Source organism: Labrys sp. 22185 (assembly GCF_052045555.1).
Classification (GTDB): Bacteria; Pseudomonadota; Alphaproteobacteria; order Rhizobiales; family Labraceae; genus Labrys; species Labrys neptuniae.
In genome coordinates this window covers 228,769-245,235 of sequence record NZ_JBQEPH010000002.1, presented here as the reverse complement: position 1 = coordinate 245,235, position 16,467 = coordinate 228,769, and the positions used below count along the sequence as shown (strand labels likewise).

The 16,467-nt window shown below is 61.9% G+C and carries 16 protein-coding genes; 6 read left to right on the top strand and 10 right to left on the bottom strand.

The window, feature by feature from the left end:
* Positions 1-197 precede the first annotated feature (197 nt).
* On the top strand, positions 198-512 hold the full coding sequence (locus tag ACTJKX_RS05680) for a polyhydroxyalkanoic acid system family protein (protein ID WP_440724637.1): 315 nt from the start codon (positions 198-200) through the stop codon (positions 510-512).
* Between the two features lie 40 nt (positions 513-552).
* Here the strand turns inward: ACTJKX_RS05680 and ACTJKX_RS05675 are convergent, their stop codons facing one another.
* The 9 genes from ACTJKX_RS05675 to ACTJKX_RS05635 all read right to left on the bottom strand — a co-directional run bounded on the left by ACTJKX_RS05675 (position 553) and on the right by ACTJKX_RS05635 (position 8,418).
* Positions 553-1,557, bottom strand: a complete 1,005-nt coding sequence (locus tag ACTJKX_RS05675) for a sterol desaturase family protein (protein WP_367622725.1) — start codon at positions 1,555-1,557, stop codon at positions 553-555.
* Positions 1,558-1,771: 214 nt separating this feature from the next.
* Positions 1,772-2,158 carry a VOC family protein gene (locus tag ACTJKX_RS05670; protein WP_394308971.1) on the bottom strand — a complete coding sequence of 129 codons (387 nt, stop codon included), beginning with the start codon at positions 2,156-2,158 and terminating at the stop codon, positions 1,772-1,774.
* Between the two features lie 56 nt (positions 2,159-2,214).
* On the bottom strand, positions 2,215-3,321 hold the full coding sequence (gene alr, locus ACTJKX_RS05665) for an alanine racemase (protein WP_440724636.1): 1,107 nt from the start codon (positions 3,319-3,321) through the stop codon (positions 2,215-2,217).
* Between the two features lie 75 nt (positions 3,322-3,396).
* Positions 3,397-4,902, bottom strand: a complete 1,506-nt coding sequence (locus tag ACTJKX_RS05660) for a replicative DNA helicase (RefSeq protein WP_394308968.1) — start codon at positions 4,900-4,902, stop codon at positions 3,397-3,399.
* Between the two features lie 153 nt (positions 4,903-5,055).
* Entirely contained in the window at positions 5,056-5,628 is a 573-nt protein-coding gene (gene rplI, locus ACTJKX_RS05655) for a 50S ribosomal protein L9 (protein WP_311938441.1), read from the bottom strand.
* Between the two features lie 19 nt (positions 5,629-5,647).
* Positions 5,648-6,652 carry a hypothetical protein gene (locus tag ACTJKX_RS05650; RefSeq protein WP_394308967.1) on the bottom strand — a complete coding sequence of 335 codons (1,005 nt, stop codon included), beginning with the start codon at positions 6,650-6,652 and terminating at the stop codon, positions 5,648-5,650.
* A gap of 125 nt (positions 6,653-6,777) precedes the next feature.
* Positions 6,778-7,017: a 30S ribosomal protein S18 gene (gene rpsR / locus ACTJKX_RS05645; protein ID WP_068295067.1), complete on the bottom strand. Its 240-nt coding sequence runs from the start codon at positions 7,015-7,017 to the stop codon at positions 6,778-6,780.
* A gap of 2 nt (positions 7,018-7,019) precedes the next feature.
* Positions 7,020-7,478, bottom strand: a complete 459-nt coding sequence (gene rpsF, locus ACTJKX_RS05640; protein WP_394308965.1) for a 30S ribosomal protein S6 — start codon at positions 7,476-7,478, stop codon at positions 7,020-7,022.
* Between the two features lie 226 nt (positions 7,479-7,704).
* On the bottom strand, positions 7,705-8,418 hold the full coding sequence (locus ACTJKX_RS05635) for an SDR family oxidoreductase (protein WP_311938448.1): 714 nt from the start codon (positions 8,416-8,418) through the stop codon (positions 7,705-7,707).
* A 120-nt stretch (positions 8,419-8,538) separates the two neighbouring features.
* Between ACTJKX_RS05635 and ACTJKX_RS05630 the strand changes: the two genes are divergently transcribed.
* Positions 8,539-9,456, top strand: a complete 918-nt coding sequence (locus tag ACTJKX_RS05630) for a LysR family transcriptional regulator (protein ID WP_394308963.1) — start codon at positions 8,539-8,541, stop codon at positions 9,454-9,456.
* Positions 9,457-9,461: 5 nt separating this feature from the next.
* On the opposite strand, the gene ACTJKX_RS05625 is transcribed toward ACTJKX_RS05630, so the two are convergent.
* Entirely contained in the window at positions 9,462-10,676 is a 1,215-nt protein-coding gene (locus ACTJKX_RS05625) for a TerC family protein (RefSeq protein ID WP_440724635.1), read from the bottom strand.
* Positions 10,677-10,735: 59 nt separating this feature from the next.
* Here ACTJKX_RS05625 and ACTJKX_RS05620 point away from each other — a divergent pair, with 59 nt between their 5' ends.
* From ACTJKX_RS05620 to gyrA, 4 genes are all read left to right on the top strand, one after another.
* Positions 10,736-11,437 carry a CDP-alcohol phosphatidyltransferase family protein gene (locus ACTJKX_RS05620; RefSeq protein WP_311938454.1) on the top strand — a complete coding sequence of 234 codons (702 nt, stop codon included), beginning with the start codon at positions 10,736-10,738 and terminating at the stop codon, positions 11,435-11,437.
* An 87-nt stretch (positions 11,438-11,524) separates the two neighbouring features.
* Complete coding sequence (locus tag ACTJKX_RS05615; RefSeq protein ID WP_311938456.1) at positions 11,525-12,499, top strand: quinone oxidoreductase family protein; 975 nt, start codon at positions 11,525-11,527, stop codon at positions 12,497-12,499.
* A 31-nt stretch (positions 12,500-12,530) separates the two neighbouring features.
* The gene (locus tag ACTJKX_RS05610; protein ID WP_394308959.1) at positions 12,531-13,274 is read left to right on the top strand and encodes a class I SAM-dependent methyltransferase; all 744 of its coding nucleotides are present in this window, start codon (positions 12,531-12,533) and stop codon (positions 13,272-13,274) included.
* Positions 13,275-13,643: 369 nt separating this feature from the next.
* Entirely contained in the window at positions 13,644-16,373 is a 2,730-nt protein-coding gene (gene gyrA, locus ACTJKX_RS05605) for a DNA gyrase subunit A (RefSeq protein WP_440724634.1), read from the top strand.
* Positions 16,374-16,467 lie beyond the last annotated feature (94 nt).

The window sequence follows — 16,467 nt, the reverse complement described above, 5'->3', positions numbered from 1 at the left end:
GGCGGCTCGAGTCTGATCAAATCCGACAGACCGGCCCGGGGCCACAATCACGAGGCTTGACACGAGCCACGAAATTCTCGGCGAAGAATTGCCCGCCGAGCCAGCGAGCTCAACCCACAGGCCGGGAACCACCGCCCCTTGCAGGCACGCTGAGCCACAACCTATATCTGGGCAATCATGCCCCGCTGGAACAATCCATGTCGCGCCCGCTGACCGTCACCATTCCCCACAGCCTTGGCCGTGCCGCCGCCCGCAAGCGCATCGAGGATGGCATTGCGCAATTGCGCGACAGCTATGCCGGGCAGTTCACGGCGCTCGAGGAGAATTGGAACGGCGATAGGTTCGAATGCCGCCTGAGCGTGTTCAAACAGACCATTTCGGGCAGCGTCGACATCGGCGACGACACGGTGACGGTGACCATCCTGCTGCCGATCTTCCTGACCATGCTGGCTGACAAGGTCACTACGCTGATACAACAGCGCGGCCAGGTATTGCTGGATCACAAGACTTAACCCGCAGAGCGATGCCCGAACGTATTCCGGGGCGGCGGCATCATTCGCCGCCGGCTCGCTCCGGATGCAGAATCATACGTTTCGTGCGTGCGACGGTGCGCCGTAGGGCGACAGTGCATTTCACGATCGGGCCGAGAAAACACCACCAGATCCTCTGGTAGTCGCCGCGCTCGTCCTCCACCGTGCCGATGCCGTATTTGTGCACTTCATCCCGCGTCGCCAGATAGGCCGTGCCGGCGATCCAGTCCCAGATCGACAATCTCGAACCCATATTCTTGTCCCAGTGCTTGCGGGCCACGCTGTGATGGACCTGATGCATGCGGGGACTGATGAAGATGCGGTCCAGGATCCCGAAGCTGATGGAAAAATGCGTGTGCTGGAGCGTGCCCAATGTCAGCAGCGAAAAGACCAGCGATGCGCTCGCCTGCATCGCCAGGAGCTCGACGATGGAAAAACCATAGAAGAATACGATCAAGGTGACCGGGATGACACGGCATACGCCGATGAATACGGCATCGAGAAGTACGCCTACCGGATGCACCCGCGAGGCGGTAAGTGGCGTCAGGAAGGTCGCCGAGTGATGAACCTTATGGAATTCCCAAAGATAACGATTCTTGTGCTGGGTATAATGACTTATAAATTCTCCAAGATCGGAAAACATGAACATAATTATACATAATATGACAATCGTCACCGGCCCAGCTTGCAACTTCTGATCGAACTGGAACCAGGCACTCAACGCCACCCCGGCTTTTTCCGCAAGGAACGTGGTCAGGATCGCTGCGAAAAGAGCCACCCATCGAAAAGAGAATTTGATAACGAAGTAGAGGAGAACGTCGATTTTCGTCGAGTGGCTAAGCCATCCCGAAGCAGGCATAAAAAAGCGAAGAAACCCTCGAATATTTCGACTGGCGCTCGCATCTGTCAGCAAGAACAAGAAAGCAAACACACCACCCGATACGAATGTTGCCATCATCAACAATATATTGATGCGTGCCATCGCAAAATCAGTAACAGCAGCGATGACATCCGAGACGATCGGCATGAGATTACTTTCCGTAAGCTCTCAAATGAGAAATCAAGAGCAGCAAACTGCAAAATCTCGATTGTCAAAGACGGCGATGAAAGTCAACATCGTCGGCGAAATCGAGGCCTTCGGGAACAATCTCGTAGAGAAATAAGCTCAGTCGACACGATGCATGGGTGAAACGAAGGTCAAGGGCAGCGACCTTCCCCGGACCGCCGAGGAAGAGCTCCCGTCAGCCCGGCAGGTGGCAGACCGCCTCGATATTATGGCCATCCGGATCGAGCACGAAGGCTGCATAGTAGTTGGGATGGTAGTGGGCCCGAATTCCTGGTGCGCCGTTGTCGCGCGCACCGGCGGCCAATGCGGCGGCATAAAAGGCATCCACCGCCTTCCTGTCTTTCGCAGCGAAGGCAATGTGGAAGCTGCCTTCCCTGGTGTCGCCATCCCCAATCCAGAACTGGGGCCGCCCATCCGCACCATAGCCGCAATGGGCGCTGTTGCCGGTCATCTCCCGCGTTACTTCCTTTTGCACCGAATAGCCGAGCGGTGCGAGAACCCGGTCGTAGAAGGCACGGGAATGTCGATAGTCACGAACCGGAAAGCCGAAATGGTCGATCATTGCATTCTTCCCGAGCAGCGCCTGTGGTGACCGGCGGCAAGGGCCGGCGCTATCGCCTAGACCGCCAGGTGCCGATCATAACGCGTACCCAGGCTGGTGAGTATCTCATAGCCGATGGTACCGGCACGGCGCGCTACCTCGTCGACCGGCAGATGCGGCCCGATCAGTTCGACCCAGTCGCCCCGTTTCACCGTGCCCGCCGGCAGATCCGTCACGTCGATCGCCGTCATGTCCATCGAGATGCGTCCGGCGATCAGGCAGTATTTGCCGGCGACATAAGCCAGCGCCGAGTCGAAATCGTCGGAGGAGGAGCCCGAACGCATGTAGCCGTCGGCATAGCCGATGGCCACCATGGCGATGCGCGCGGGCTGCCGGCTCGTCCAGGTCGCACCATAGCCGACATATTCGCCCGGCAGCACGCTGCGAACCTGCAGGACCTGGGCTGAAAGGGTGATGACCGACTGCATCGGATTGGGTTGACCAGGCAGGGGGTTGGAGCCGTACAACGCCACACCTGGGCGCAGCAGATCGTAGCCGATCTCTGCCGGCAGGAAGGTGCCGTAGGAATTGCAGAGGGAGGCGGGCACATCCGGATAGAGCGACCTGACGCTGGCAAAAGCCTCGAACTGCCGGGCATTGAGCGGGTGTTCGGGCGTGTCGGCGCAAGCGAGGTGGCTCATCAGCAAGGAAGGCTTGAAGAGCTCTCCCTCTGCGACCAAGGCACTGGCTTCATCCACGCGCAGCCCGAGCCGGGACATGCCGGTATCCACATGCAAGGCAGCGCCTCCCTGCCAGCCGGTGGCGGCAACGAAGGCGGACCATTCTTGCAGCTCCTCGCGTGAGCCCAGGGCCGGCCGCAGGGCATTCGCGGCAAACCTGTCGCCATGGCCGGGCGCGAGGCCGCTGAGGACATAGATCGTCGCATCCGGGGCAAGCTTGCGCACGCGAATGCCCTCGTCGATCTGGGCGACGAAGAAGGTACGGCATCCGGCCTGGCTGAGGGCGGGTACGACATTGTCGATGCCCAGCCCATAGCCATCGGCCTTCACCACGGCCGCGCATTCAGCCTTGGGCCGCTGCTGCCCGCAGCGCCGCCAATTCGCGGCGAGGGCGTCGGTGTCGATGGTCAGGCGGGCATAAACGGGAGGCAGGGAATCGGTCATGCGCAGACCATAGAGCGGGTTGGAATCGGGCGGAAGGCGAGACCGCAAAGATCGCGCCATCAAGATGGTCGGCGCCTACTCGCCGGTCTGGATCGGCAGGTGATCGGTGCGGGCAAGATTGCCGAAACGGGTGACGTCGGCATCGAACTGAACCTTGACGGTGCCGGTTGGACCGTGGCGCTGCTTGCCGATGATCACTTCGGCGACACCGGCCAGGCTTTCCATCTCGGCCTGCCACTTGAAGAACTCCTCGGTGCCTTCCTTGGGCATCTTGTTCTTCACGTAATATTCCTCGCGGAAGACGAACATCACCACGTCGGCGTCCTGCTCGATCGAGCCGGATTCACGCAGGTCCGACAGTTGCGGGCGCTTGTCGTCACGCGATTCCACCTGGCGCGAAAGCTGGGACAGGCCGATGAGCGGCACGTTCAGCTCCTTGGCCAGTGCCTTGAGGCCGGTGGTGATCTCGGTGATTTCCTGCACGCGGTTCTCGCTGCCCTTCTTGCCCGAGCCGGTGAGGAGCTGGATGTAGTCGACGATCAGGAGATCGAGGCCGCGCTGGCGCTTCAGGCGGCGCGAACGCGCCACGAGCTGGGCGATGGAGATGCCGCCGCTGTCGTCGATATAGAGCGGCGTCGTCTGCATGTCCTGGCTGGCGGTGACGAGACGGCTGAACTCGTCCTCGGAGAGGTCGCCGCGTCGGATCTTGTAGGAGGGCACGTTGGCCTGCTCGGCCACCACGCGGGTTGCAAGCTGCTCGGCCGACATTTCCAGCGAGAAGAAGCCGACCGCACCACCATCGATGGTCTTGCGAGAACCGTCGGGCTGGATCTCGAACTTGTAGTTCTTGGCGATGTTGTAGGCGATATTGGTAGCGAGCGACGTCTTGCCCATGCCCGGGCGCCCGGCGAGGACGATAAGGTCGGACGGCTGCAAGCCGCCCATCATGCGGTCCAGATCGTCGAGACCGGTGGCAAGGCCCGACAACTGCCCATCGCGCTGATAGGCGGCGGAAGCCATGTCGATGGCATCCTTCAGCGCGTCCGAGAAGGTCGCGAACCCGCCTTCGTTGCGCCCGGTCTCGGCCAGTGCGAACAGCCGGCGCTCGGCCTCCTCGATCTGATCGCCGGGCGTCATGTCGACGGGAGCGTCATAGGCGACGTTGACCAGTTCTTCCCCGACCTGGATCAGGGAGCGCCGGAGCGCGAGATCATAGATGATCTGGCCATAGTCGGCCGCGTTGATCACCGTGGTGGCCTCGGTGGCGAGGCGAATGAGATATTGCTGGGTGGTGAGCCCGCCAATGTCCTGGTCCGGCCCGAGAAAGGTCTTCAGCGTGATGGGCGTCGCCATCTTGCCGGCCCGCACCAGGCTCGAGGCGATTTCGTAGATCCTGCGATGGAAGGGATCGAAGAAATGCTCGGGCAGCAGGAAGTCGGAAACCCGGTAGAATGCCTCGTTGTTGACGAGAATAGCGCCGAGCAGGGCCTGCTCAGCCTCGACATTGCAGGGGGCCTGCCGAAAGGTCACGGCTTGGCCGGTCTCGAGCTTGTGTACGGTGGCTTCGACAGGTGTGGACATCAGGCTCTTGGGATCGTGATTCGTCGGGCGGCAAGCTTAGCACGCTCGCAGGGGCCCTTGGCCTTCGATCGGCAATTCACAGTGATTCACAACCGCGCAAATAAAAGCCGGGCGACAAGCGCCCGGCTCTTGATTGTGTCAAAGGACCGAGAATCAGACCTCGGGCTGCTCGCCGGTGCCGGGAACGCCGGGGATCTCGATGTCCTCGGGGTTCTCGAAGGTGTCCTCGTCGTCCTGCGGGGCCAGCACGTCCTCGCCACGGATCTGGCGCTCGGCTTCTTCGGGCGAGCGGGCGATGTTGGCGGTGACGGTAACTTCCACTTCCGGATGCAGGTGGACGAGCACCTTGTGCAGGCCGATGGTCTTGATCGGGGTGTTCAGCACGAACTGCGAACGAGCCACGGTGAAGCCGCCGGTGGTCGAGGTCTCGGCAAGATCGCGGGCCGTGACCGAACCATAGAGCTGGCCGGTCTCGCCGGCCTGGCGGATCAGCGTGAAGGTCTGGCCTTCCAGCTTGGCGGCGACGGCTTCGGCTTCCTTCTTGAGCTCGAGGTTGCGGGCTTCGAGTTGCACGCGCTCCTTCTCGAAGCGCTCCTTGTTGGCCTTGGTGGCGCGCAGGGCCTTGTTGTTGGGCAGCAGGAAGTTACGGGCATAGCCGTCCTTCACCTTCACCGTCTCGCCCATCTGGCCAAGCTTGGAAACGCGCTCCAGCAGAATGACTTCCATGTTTGTCTCCTTTATTCGTCTATCGGGGGGTACTGGGGGTATTGGAACGGTCGCCAAAGCGGCCGCGCAGATTGAAGAAAGTCTCGACCAGGCCGAACACGATCATCAGCGGCATCGCGATCCAGGACAGGAACACGCACAGCAGATAGGTCACGGCCAGGATCAGAGGACGCATGGCGCCGCCACGCGTAAGGACATGCACCGCCGCAAATCCCTGAATCAGGAAGGCACCGAGCAGCGCTGCCAGCAGCAACTGCCCGGCAAAGCCGACCGTGCCGGGAAGCAGCGAGACGGCACAGGCAATCGCTAACAGGCCCAGCGACCAGGTCGGCAGGCGGAGTTCCGCCGCGACGTCGGGCCAGGGGCGGGGCAGGCGGCCCGAGATCAGGGCAATGCGCGCCGACAGCCACAGGCCGCCGAGATTGGACACCGTGGTGAACAAGGCAGCGAGCGGCAGCAAGATCACGCTGAAGACCTGCAGGAACGCCTCCGGATCAACGCCGTCCTTGGCGGGAATCGGTTGATCCTTCGATCCGCCCATCATGATGCGATAGGCCTGCATGAGTTCGGTGCGCAGATTGGCCAGCGCCTGTTCAGGCGTCGAGCCGAGTGCGAGAATGCCGAAAAAGGTCCCTGCCATTCCCAGCACCGCAGCGACGACCGCCAAGGTGCCAAGCGAGAGGGGCGCACGATCGATCGCACTGTCGCCATAGCCGGCAACGGCGAGATAAGCCAGCCCCCAGGCCGGCAAGGCTCGGGAAACACCGAACTGCAGGGCGAGGCGGAGTGGGGAGGAATCGGGGGATTGGGCGGCAACGCCCGATGCGACCAGAGCCAGCACTGCCATGGCAGAGACGGCGGCGGCAAGGCCGGCGCGGTATCCCCAGCACAGCGTGGCCAGGGTAATCGGCAACGCGGACAGGACCGAGAGCAAGATGCCAAAACCCGAGCCGCTCAGGGGAGCGAGCGCCAGGATGGCTGCAGCAAGGCCGGCACCAAGGCCGATGGGAATATCGCGTTGCATCGTCGAGCTGTCCCGCTGTCGCGGTTAGAGGCCTTGCGGTGAAGACCCCAGCCATGGCCGGATTGTCCGGCTGACTGTCGTTGGAGATAGGCGGCGAGGCACGAAAGCGCCTCGCCACAAAATCATCAGCCGATCACGTAGGGCAGCAGGCCCAGGAAGCGGGCGCGCTTGATGGCCTGAGCCAGCTCGCGCTGCTTCTTGGCCGAAACCGCAGTGATACGGGAAGGAACGATCTTGCCGCGCTCGGAAATGTAGCGCTGCAGGAGCTTGACGTCCTTGTAGTCGATCTTCGGCGCGTTCGGGCCCGAGAACGGGCAGGTCTTGCGGCGACGGAAGAAGGGGCGGCGTCCAGGTGCGGTAGCCATGATTACTCTTCTCCCTGCTGCTCTTCAGAAGCGCCTTCGAAGCGCTCACGGCGCGGGGGGCGATCATTGCCGCCGCGGGGGCCGCCACGGCCGCCACCGAAGCCGAAGCCACGGTCGTCATCGCGACGCTCGTCGCGGTCGGACTTGCGCAGCATCGCCGACTGGCCTTCCTCGAGCTCGTCGACGGAAAGGGTGAGGAAGCGCAGGATGTCTTCGGAGATCGACATCTGGCGCTCGACTTCAGCCACGGCCGCATGCGGCGCGGTGATGTTCAGCAGCGTGAAGTGAGCCTTGCGGTTCTTCTTGATGCGATACTGCAGGGACTTTACGCCCCAATATTCGGTCTTGCCGACGGTGCCGCCATGCGCTTCGATGACGCCCTTGAACTGGGCGGTCAGCGCTTCGACCTGCTGGGAGGTCACGTCTTGGCGAGCCAGGAAGACATGCTCGTAATTCGGCATGAGATGGCCTGTCCTTTGGTTACAACGCGTCGTGGTTGTCACGTTCGCCTGGCGCGAAGCCCCTCGTGACCCGGCAGGCCGTCGAGGAATGTCTTAAGAGGGCGAAGACACGGGATGCCGGAACCCTGGGGTTCCACTGCGCAAGCGCAGCCATCCGTTCAGCCTCCGGCCAAAGCGAAGCCGGGTCCATACAGAGTTTGCCGCATCAGCGCAAGGACTAAGTTGTCTATACTAGGTGCAGGCCGCCGTCGCATGCGATTACGGTGCCGGTGACATAGCCGTTCTCGACCAGGAATTGAACGGCATGGGCGACCTCGTCGGCGTGTCCGACCCGGCCGACCGGCAGGATCTCCCGCTGTTCGCGAAAGAGATCGTCCCTGAAGCTCGCGGGAAACCGATCCCACCAGGGGGTATCGACCACGCCGGGGGAGACGGCGTTGACACGACTCGGCTTCAATTCACGCGCGAGGCTGCCGATCATGGCCTCGATGGCCCCATTGATGGCGCCGAGGCCGGCGGTCCCCGGTCGGGCGATGCGGGCAGAGATCGCCGTGATGAAGGTGATGCTGCCTCCCGCCCGCAGATGGGCAGCTCCTGCCTGCGCCGCCTGGATCTGCGGCCAGAACTTCTCCTCGAAACCGGCTCTCAGGCTTTGAAGGTCGAGCTCGGCCAGGAGACCGGCCCCCTGGCCACCACTCAGAGCCAGGATCAGGTGGTCGATGGGTCCCATCCGATCGAAAAACTGCTCAAGTGCGCTGCGCTCTCGAGCATCGAAGGCCGCAATCTCGATGGCATGACCGGCCGTAGCCGCCCGCAACTTGGCAAGGTCGCGCCCGGTGGCGACAACCTCGGCCCCGGCAAGGCTCAGGCGAAGTGCGGTGGCGAGCCCGATGCCCGACGAACCACCGATGACGATGACCTTTTGCCTGCTGCGTTCCATGGCTTGCTCTCCAGTGCTGCGAGGCCCAGTTCGCCTTGCCTCGTTTCGTGCGCAAGCCTAGGAATTGCTCGATTATCATTCAAATCGTTTGGATTTATGATGTCTATCATCGATAGTGATTTGAGGAGGCTGGATCTCAATCTTCTTCTGGCCTTCCATGCTCTCATGGCGGAGCGCAACGTCACCCGCGCCGCCGAACGGCTGTTCATCGGCCAGCCGGCGCTCAGCGGCGCACTCAAAAGATTGCGGTCGGCCTTCGGCGATGAATTGTTCGTTCGTACGCGACAGGGCATGGCGCCCACGCCGCGCGCCGTCGAACTCGCCGGCGCGATCGATCCCTTGCTGCTCTCCCTCCAGCAGGCTCTTCGCCGCAAACCCAGTTTCGATCCGGGCACGGCCGAACGGGTCTTTCACATCGGGCTCAGCGACGCCCTCGAAGTGGCCTTGATGCCCAAGCTGGTCCAGCAATTTGCGCGCACAGCGCCCGGCATCAGGCTGATATCCTCCTTCACGGATCGAACGCGCGCTTCGTCCATGCTGGACGCGGGCGAAATCGACCTCGCGATCGGCGTCTTCGACGAGGCGTCCACCTGGCATCGAGGCCAGGCCTTGTTCGACTGGACCTTCGTCTGCGTCTTCGATCCCCGCTACATCGCCTTGCCTGGCGGTCGTCTCACATTGGAGGACTATCTGGCCTATCCGCACCTGCTGACCTCCTTCAGCGGCGAATTGCATGGCTTCATCGACGAAAAACTCGAAGGGCTGGGGCATAGACGCAACGTGCTATTCGCCAGCCGGAACTTTGCGACCAATCCTCTGATCGTCCGGCAGATGGCCGCTTTCGCCACTGTGCCGTCCTTTGTCGCCGATGCCTGGGCCGAAACCTTGCAGCTTTCAACCGCCAGCCTGCCCTTCGAAAGCCTGACCACGCAAGTCAGCCTGCTATGGACGGCCATCAGCGATGCCGACGCCGGCCTTGCCTGGCTGATTGCGCAATTCGAGCACCTCTACGGACGCGGTGCCGCCCGATCCTATTGATGCGATCAGGTTTTCGCGGATGTCAGGATCGAGGCGAGGATGGCGATCGCCAGCATCGCGAAAGTGATCGCCATGGTCAGCACATTGTCGAACTCGCCGATGAGGCGTTCGTAAAAAATCACGACGCCGATAAAAACCAGCAGCGCCGCCAACGCGACCTTCAGATACCGAAATTTGGCGATGAGCGCGTCGATGACGAAATACAGGGCCCGCAGACCAAGAATGGCGAAGATGTTCGAGGTGTAGACGATGAAGGGATCCTGCGTCTGGGACAGTACCGCCGGCACGCTGTCTACGGCGAAGACGATGTCAGCCACGTTGATCACCGAAAAGGCGGCGAACAGGGGCGTCGCGTACAGGACGGGCTTGCCGTCGCCGCCCGGCAGACGAACAAAGAAGTGCTCGCCCTCGATCCTCGTCGTCATGCGCAAATGGCGCATGAACCAGGCAACCGCCCTGTTCTGGTCGAGGTCCGGCCGATCGTCGACGCCGCGCAGCATGCGCAGTCCGGTCACGATCAGGAAGAAGCCGAACAGATAGAGCACCCAGGCAAATCGCGCCACGATCGCCGCGCCCAAGCCGACGAAGACGCCCCTGAGGACGATGGCGACGACGATCCCCCAGAACAGCACGCGATGCTGATATCGTCGAGGCACACCAAAAAAGGCGAAGATCACCGACATCACGAAGACATTGTCGATCGAAAGCGACTGCTCGAGCGCATAGGCGGTGAAGAACAGCGATCCTTTCTCCGGCCCGAAATAGAGCCATGCGCCGCACCCGAACATGGCGGCCAGCACGGCATAGGCCGCTGTCAAACCAATCGATTGGCCGAGCGACAGCACCGGAATGCGGCGATTGAGATAGCCCAGATCGAAGATGAGAATGGCGGTGATGGACGATGCGAAGATCGCCCAGAACCACGGCGGCGCTCCGAGCATGTCGACGGATGCCAGAGATAGTCCGGACCATTCCATGGATCGCGCGCTCGTTTTTCGGCTTCCGGCTCGGCGATGTGGGTGGTTCGTGCAGTGATGGTGCCGGGGAGGGGATGTGTCAACCGCCCCGCGCATCCTTCGAGATTGCGCGGCGGACAGCCGTAGCAACGCGGACGTTCTTGTGGGCACCCGGGCCTGGAGGCGAAAATATTCTAGCGCCGGGGTTATGTGGCGATATGATGACGCTCCTTCAGTAGAGAATCCGAGCAGCGTTGGCTTCATCACCTCCTAGACCTTCCGGCAATCCGATAACCCCGCAGCAGAAGCGGCTGGCTTTCGGTGTGCATTTGTTTACGGCCAGCGGTGTGCTGTGGGGTTTTCTTGCCCTGATAGCGGCTGTCCAGCACGATTGGCGCACGATGTTCGCCTGGCTGGCGCTTGCCTTGTTCGTTGATGGCATCGACGGCACGATCGCCCGCAAGATCAATATCACCGAAGCCTCGCCCCGCTGGTCGGGCGTCGCCCTCGATCTGATCATCGACTATCTGACCTATGTCATCGTTCCCGCTTATGCCCTCTACAGTTCGGGCATGCTCGGCGGTTCGAGCAATGCGCTCAACCTTATCGCCATGGCGGTGATCCTTCTCACCAGCGCGATGTATTTCGCCGACAACGAGATGAAGACGGAAGACGCCTGGTTCAAAGGCTTCCCGGCGGTGTGGAACCTGATCGTGTTCTATTTCTTCCTGCTCAGCCCGGCCGAACCGACGATCCTCTCCATGACGGCTATCTTCCTGGTGGTTCTGGCACTCGGCCTGATGACCTTCGCATCCTTCGTTTTCGTGCACCCGCTGCGCGTGGCCAAACTGCGCATGCCCACCCTGATCCTGCTGGTGGTATGGTCGGTTCTGGCGATCAAGGCGATCTGGGAGAATGTCGATCCGGCCCCCTGGGTCACCTGGGCGCTTTGCATCATCGGCGTCTATTTCCTGATTCTCGGATATTTCCGCACGGCACCGCCCCAAGGCCGCATTGCCGAGTGAGCCCTGGGCGCTCTAATATCGGGCGTTTTCCATCTGAGCCGAATTCTGCATTCCGACACGACTTGATTTCAACGACAGGTATTTGCCATGCCCGCAGCCATTCGCGTTCACCAGACCGGCGGCCCCGAGGTTTTGACTTATGAGGAAGTGGCGACGCCGCTGCCGGCACCCGGCGAGGTCCTGATCCGTCAGCATGCCTGCGGCGTGAACTATATCGATACCTATTACCGCTCCGGCCTCTACAAGGCACCGTCCCTGCCTTTCACACTCGGCGCGGAGGGGGCGGGAGAAGTGGTCGCTGTCGGCGAGGGCGTGACCGAGTTCAAGCCCGGTGACCGTGTGGCCTATGCCGGTGCGATCGGCAGCTATGCCGCGGAGCGCACCTATCCCGCCAACCGGCTCGTGCCGCTGCCGGACGCGATTTCCTACGAGCAGGCCGCCGGCATGATGCTCAAGGGCATGACGGCACAATATCTGATCCGGCGCACTTTCAAGGTCGCGACCGGCCAGACAGTCCTGGTGCATGCGGCTGCGGGCGGTGTCGGGCTGATCCTGTGCCAATGGGCCAAGGCGCTGGGGGCAACGGTGATCGGCACGGTGGGTTCGGAGGAAAAGGCGGCCCTGGCGCGCGCCAACGGCGCCGACCATACCATTCTCTATCGCAGCGAGGACTGGGTGAGGCGCGTCGCCGAGATCACCGATGGCCGCAAATGCGAGGTGGTCTATGACGGCGTCGGCAAGGATACCTTCCCCGGTTCGCTCGACTGCCTGAGGCCGCTCGGCATGTGGGTCTCCTTCGGCAATGCCTCCGGCCCCGTCGAGCCTGTTCCGATGCTGCTTCTGTCCCAGAAGGGCTCGCTCTTCGCCACCCGCCCGACGCTGGGGACCTATGTCGCCGAGCGCGCCGACCTTCTGGCGACGGCCAGCGACCTGTTCGAGACGGTCGCCTCCGGCAAGGTTAAGATCCCCGTCAACCAGCGCTATCCGCTCAAGGACGCCCGCAAGGCGCATGAGGACCTGGAAGGGCGGGGTACGACGGGATCCTCTATCCTGCTGCCCTAAGGGCGTCACGAGACTTCCGTTACGGTGGCGCATGGCCGAAGACATCTACGACCCTCAATTCGTGAAAGGCGTCTTCGATCGCTGTTCCGATAAATATATCGCGTTCAGCACCTGGTGCTCGCTCGGCTTCACCGAGCGCTGGCGCCGGCAATGCGTCGAGGCGCTGCCGGCACCAGAGGCCCCGGCTGCCACGGGTTATGATCTCATGGCTGGCACCGGCGAGGTCTGGCCTCATCTCCTGAAACGCTATCCGGCGATTGCCGGCATCGTCGCCGTCGACATTTCAACGGGCATGCATCAGCGCGCCATGACCCGCCTTCATGCACATCGGGCCCACAAGATCGCCTTCATCGAGGACGACGTGCTCTCCAGCACTCTGCCCGACGGCGGCGCGGATTTCGTGATTTCGACCTTCGGCCTGAAGACGTTCAATCCGACCCAGCATCGCAAGCTCGCGGCCCTTATCGCCCGCTGCCTCAAGCCGGGCGGCAGTTTCTCGCTGATCGAAGCCTCCGATCCCAAGGGATGGTGGCTCCGTCCGCTCTATCTGTTCCATCTCAAGATGGTGCTGCCCATGATCGAGCGCTTCCTGCTGAAGGGAGCCCAGGACTTCGCCATGATCGGCACCTACAGTACCAATTTCGGCGACGCTTCCGCCTTCGCCCGAATGCTGGAGGCGGAAGGCCTGCAGGTGAGCTACCGGAAGTTCTTTTACGGATGCGCTACCGGCGTATGTGGGCGCAAGCCAACCGAGCGTATGCTTCCACCTTCATAGCCGCTCGCCTCATGCGTGCCATGTTCTTCAGCTCCAGAGCATTCGGTAAGAGTCGCGAATAACCCTTTGAAAGACAAATCGAAGAATGCTGTTGGCACAGGGAGCGCCAGGGTGGCACCGGGGGGCGGAATGGGCTAAAGCGTTTGGCGATTTAATGGAATCACTGAGAGTCGCCAAAGCGTTTTGCGATTTGAACGGACGACTTCAAATCGCAAAGATGCGTCGAAACAAGGAGCTAGAGCAAATTGGCGTTCACGCTCGAACGCGCTTTGCTTCAGGACGCGTCGAGAACGAAGAGCGTGAGCAAGGAGCGTTTCCCAAACGCGTCTTGCCCATGAGGACGCCGCAGAATCGGTTTGAGGCCGTGCATTGACTGACGAAAACGACAAGAGGCCGGATGACGGGGAGCCGTCCGACATCCGCTCGACTTCCATCACCGACGAGATGAGGCGCAGCTATCTCGATTACGCCATGAGCGTGATCGTGAGCCGCGCCCTGCCGGACGTGCGTGACGGCCTGAAGCCGGTCCATCGGCGCATCGTGCATTCCATGTACGAGAACAACCACACGCCCGACCGCAAATACGTCAAGTCGGCCAATATCGTCGGCGCCGTGATGGGTCAGTACCATCCCCATGGCGACCAGTCGATCTACGACGCCCTGGTCCGCATGGCTCAGCCTTTTTCGATGCGGCTGATGCTGGTGGACGGGCAGGGCAATTTCGGCTCGGTCGACGGCGACCCGCCGGCGGCCATGCGCTACACCGAGTCGCGCATGTCGAAAGCCGCCGTGGCGATGATCGATGATATCGACAAGGATACGGTCGACTTCCAGGAAAACTATGACGGCACCAAGTCGGAGCCGACGGTTCTGCCGGCGCGCTTTCCCAATCTCCTGGTCAACGGTGCCGGTGGCATCGCCGTCGGCATGGCCACCAACATTCCGCCCCACAATCTCGGCGAGGTGATCGACGGCTGTCTGGCCTATATCGACAATCCGGCCATCACCATCGACGATCTGATGGAACTGATCCCGGGGCCGGATTTCCCCACCGCGGCCAATATCGTCGGCCGTTCCGGCATTCGCTCGGCCTATAATACCGGGCGCGGCTCGATCATCATGCGCGCCACCGCCACGATCGAGGAAATCCGCAAGGATCGTGACGCCATCATCGTCACCGCCATTCCCTACCAGGTCAACAAGGCGACGCTGCAGGAACGCATTGCCGAGTTGGTGCGCGAGAAGCGGATCGAAGGCATCGCCGAAGTGCGCGACGAGTCCGACCGCCAGGGCATGCGCCTCGTCATCGAGCTCAAGCGCGATGCGGTCGGCGAAGTGGTGCTGAACCAGCTCTACCGCTTCACCTCGTTGCAGACCAGCTTCGGGGCGAACATGGTGGCGCTGAATGGCGGTCGGCCCGAACTGCTCAATCTCAAGGACATGATCTCGGCCTTCGTTGATTTTCGCGAAGAGGTGATCAGCCGCCGCACCAAATATCTGCTGAACAAGGCGCGGAACAGCGCCCATATCCTGTGCGGCCTCGCCACCGCCGTCGCCAATATCGACGAAGTCATCCGTATCATCCGCACCAGTCCCGACCCGACCACAGCCCGTGAGGCCTTGATGGGCCGCGACTGGCCGACGGGCGACATCGCGCCGCTGATCCTGCTGGTCGACGATCCCAAGCATCCGATGAACGAGGACGGAACCTACCGTCTTTCGGATGCCCAGGCTCGCGCCATCCTGGAACTGCGCCTGGCCCGCCTGACCGCTCTCGGCCGCGACGAGATCGGCGACGATCTGCAGAAACTGGCCGACCAGATTCGCGACTACCTCGAGATCCTGCGCTCGCGCGCGCGCATCATGTCGATCGCTCGCACCGAACTGGAAGAGATGAAGGCGCTGCACGCCACGCCGCGTCTTACCGAAATCCTCGATTCGGACGCCGATTTCGAGGACGAGGACCTGATCCAGAAAGAGGACATGGTGGTCACCGTGTCCCATGCCGGCTATGTCAAGCGCGTGCCTCTCTCTACCTACCGGGCGCAGCATCGCGGCGGCAAGGGCCGCTCCGGCATGCAGACCAAGGAAGAGGATTTCGTCACCTACCTGTTCGTGGCGAACACCCACACGCCGGTGCTGTTCTTCTCCTCCAAGGGCCGCGTCTACAAGGAAAAGGTCTGGCGCCTGCCCCTGGCGGCGCCCCAGGCACGCGGCAAGGCCTTCATCAATCTGCTGCCGATCGAAGCGGACGAGCGCATCACTTCGATCATGCCGCTGCCCGAGGACGAGAACCAGTGGGCGACGCTGCACATCATGTTCGCCACCTCGTCCGGCACCGTGCGGCGCAACGACCTTTCGGATTTCGTCCAGGTCAACCGCGCCGGCAAGATCGCGATGAAGCTGGAGGAAGGTGAGCAGATCCGGGACGTCTCGATCTGCACCGAGGCGGACGACGTGCTGCTCACCACCGCCCTTGGCCAATGCATCCGCTTCCCCGTGCCCGATGTGCGCGTGTTCAAGGGGCGTGACTCCATGGGCGTACGCGGCATCAGGCTGGAGGGCGAAGACACCGTCATTGCCATGGACATCATCGCCCATCGCGAGATTTCCCCCGAGGAGCGGTCCGCCTATTTCAAGATGCGTCGCGCGGTGGCCGGCGAAACCGAAAACGGTGACAATGGCGTCGAGGAAGTCGAGGAAACGAGCGAAGCCGCGGTGGAGATCACCACCGAGCGTTACGCTCAACTCTCGGCCGAAGAGCAGTTCATCCTTACCATTTCCGAAAATGGCTATGGCAAGCGCTCTTCGTCCTACGAATATCGCATCACCGGCCGTGGCGGCAAAGGCATCGTCGCCATGGCCGTCAACCAGCGTAATGGCAAGCTGGTCTCCTCCTATGCCGTCGAGCACAGCGACCAGATCATGCTGGTGACCGATGGTGGCCAGCTCATCCGCTGTCCGGTCGAAGGCATCCGTATCGTCGGACGCGGCTCGCAGGGTGTCATCGTCTTCAACACCGCCGAGGGTGAGAAAGTCGTCTCCGTCGAGCGCGTCAGCGATGAGGGTGACGAGGACGAAGAAGGCGGCGAGGAATAGCCCCAACAAAAAAAGCGGCACCCACGAAGGGTGCCGTTTGCAGGTTCCGGAAGGGCTTTTCGATCAGCCGAACCGGCGGTCTTGGAGGGCGAAA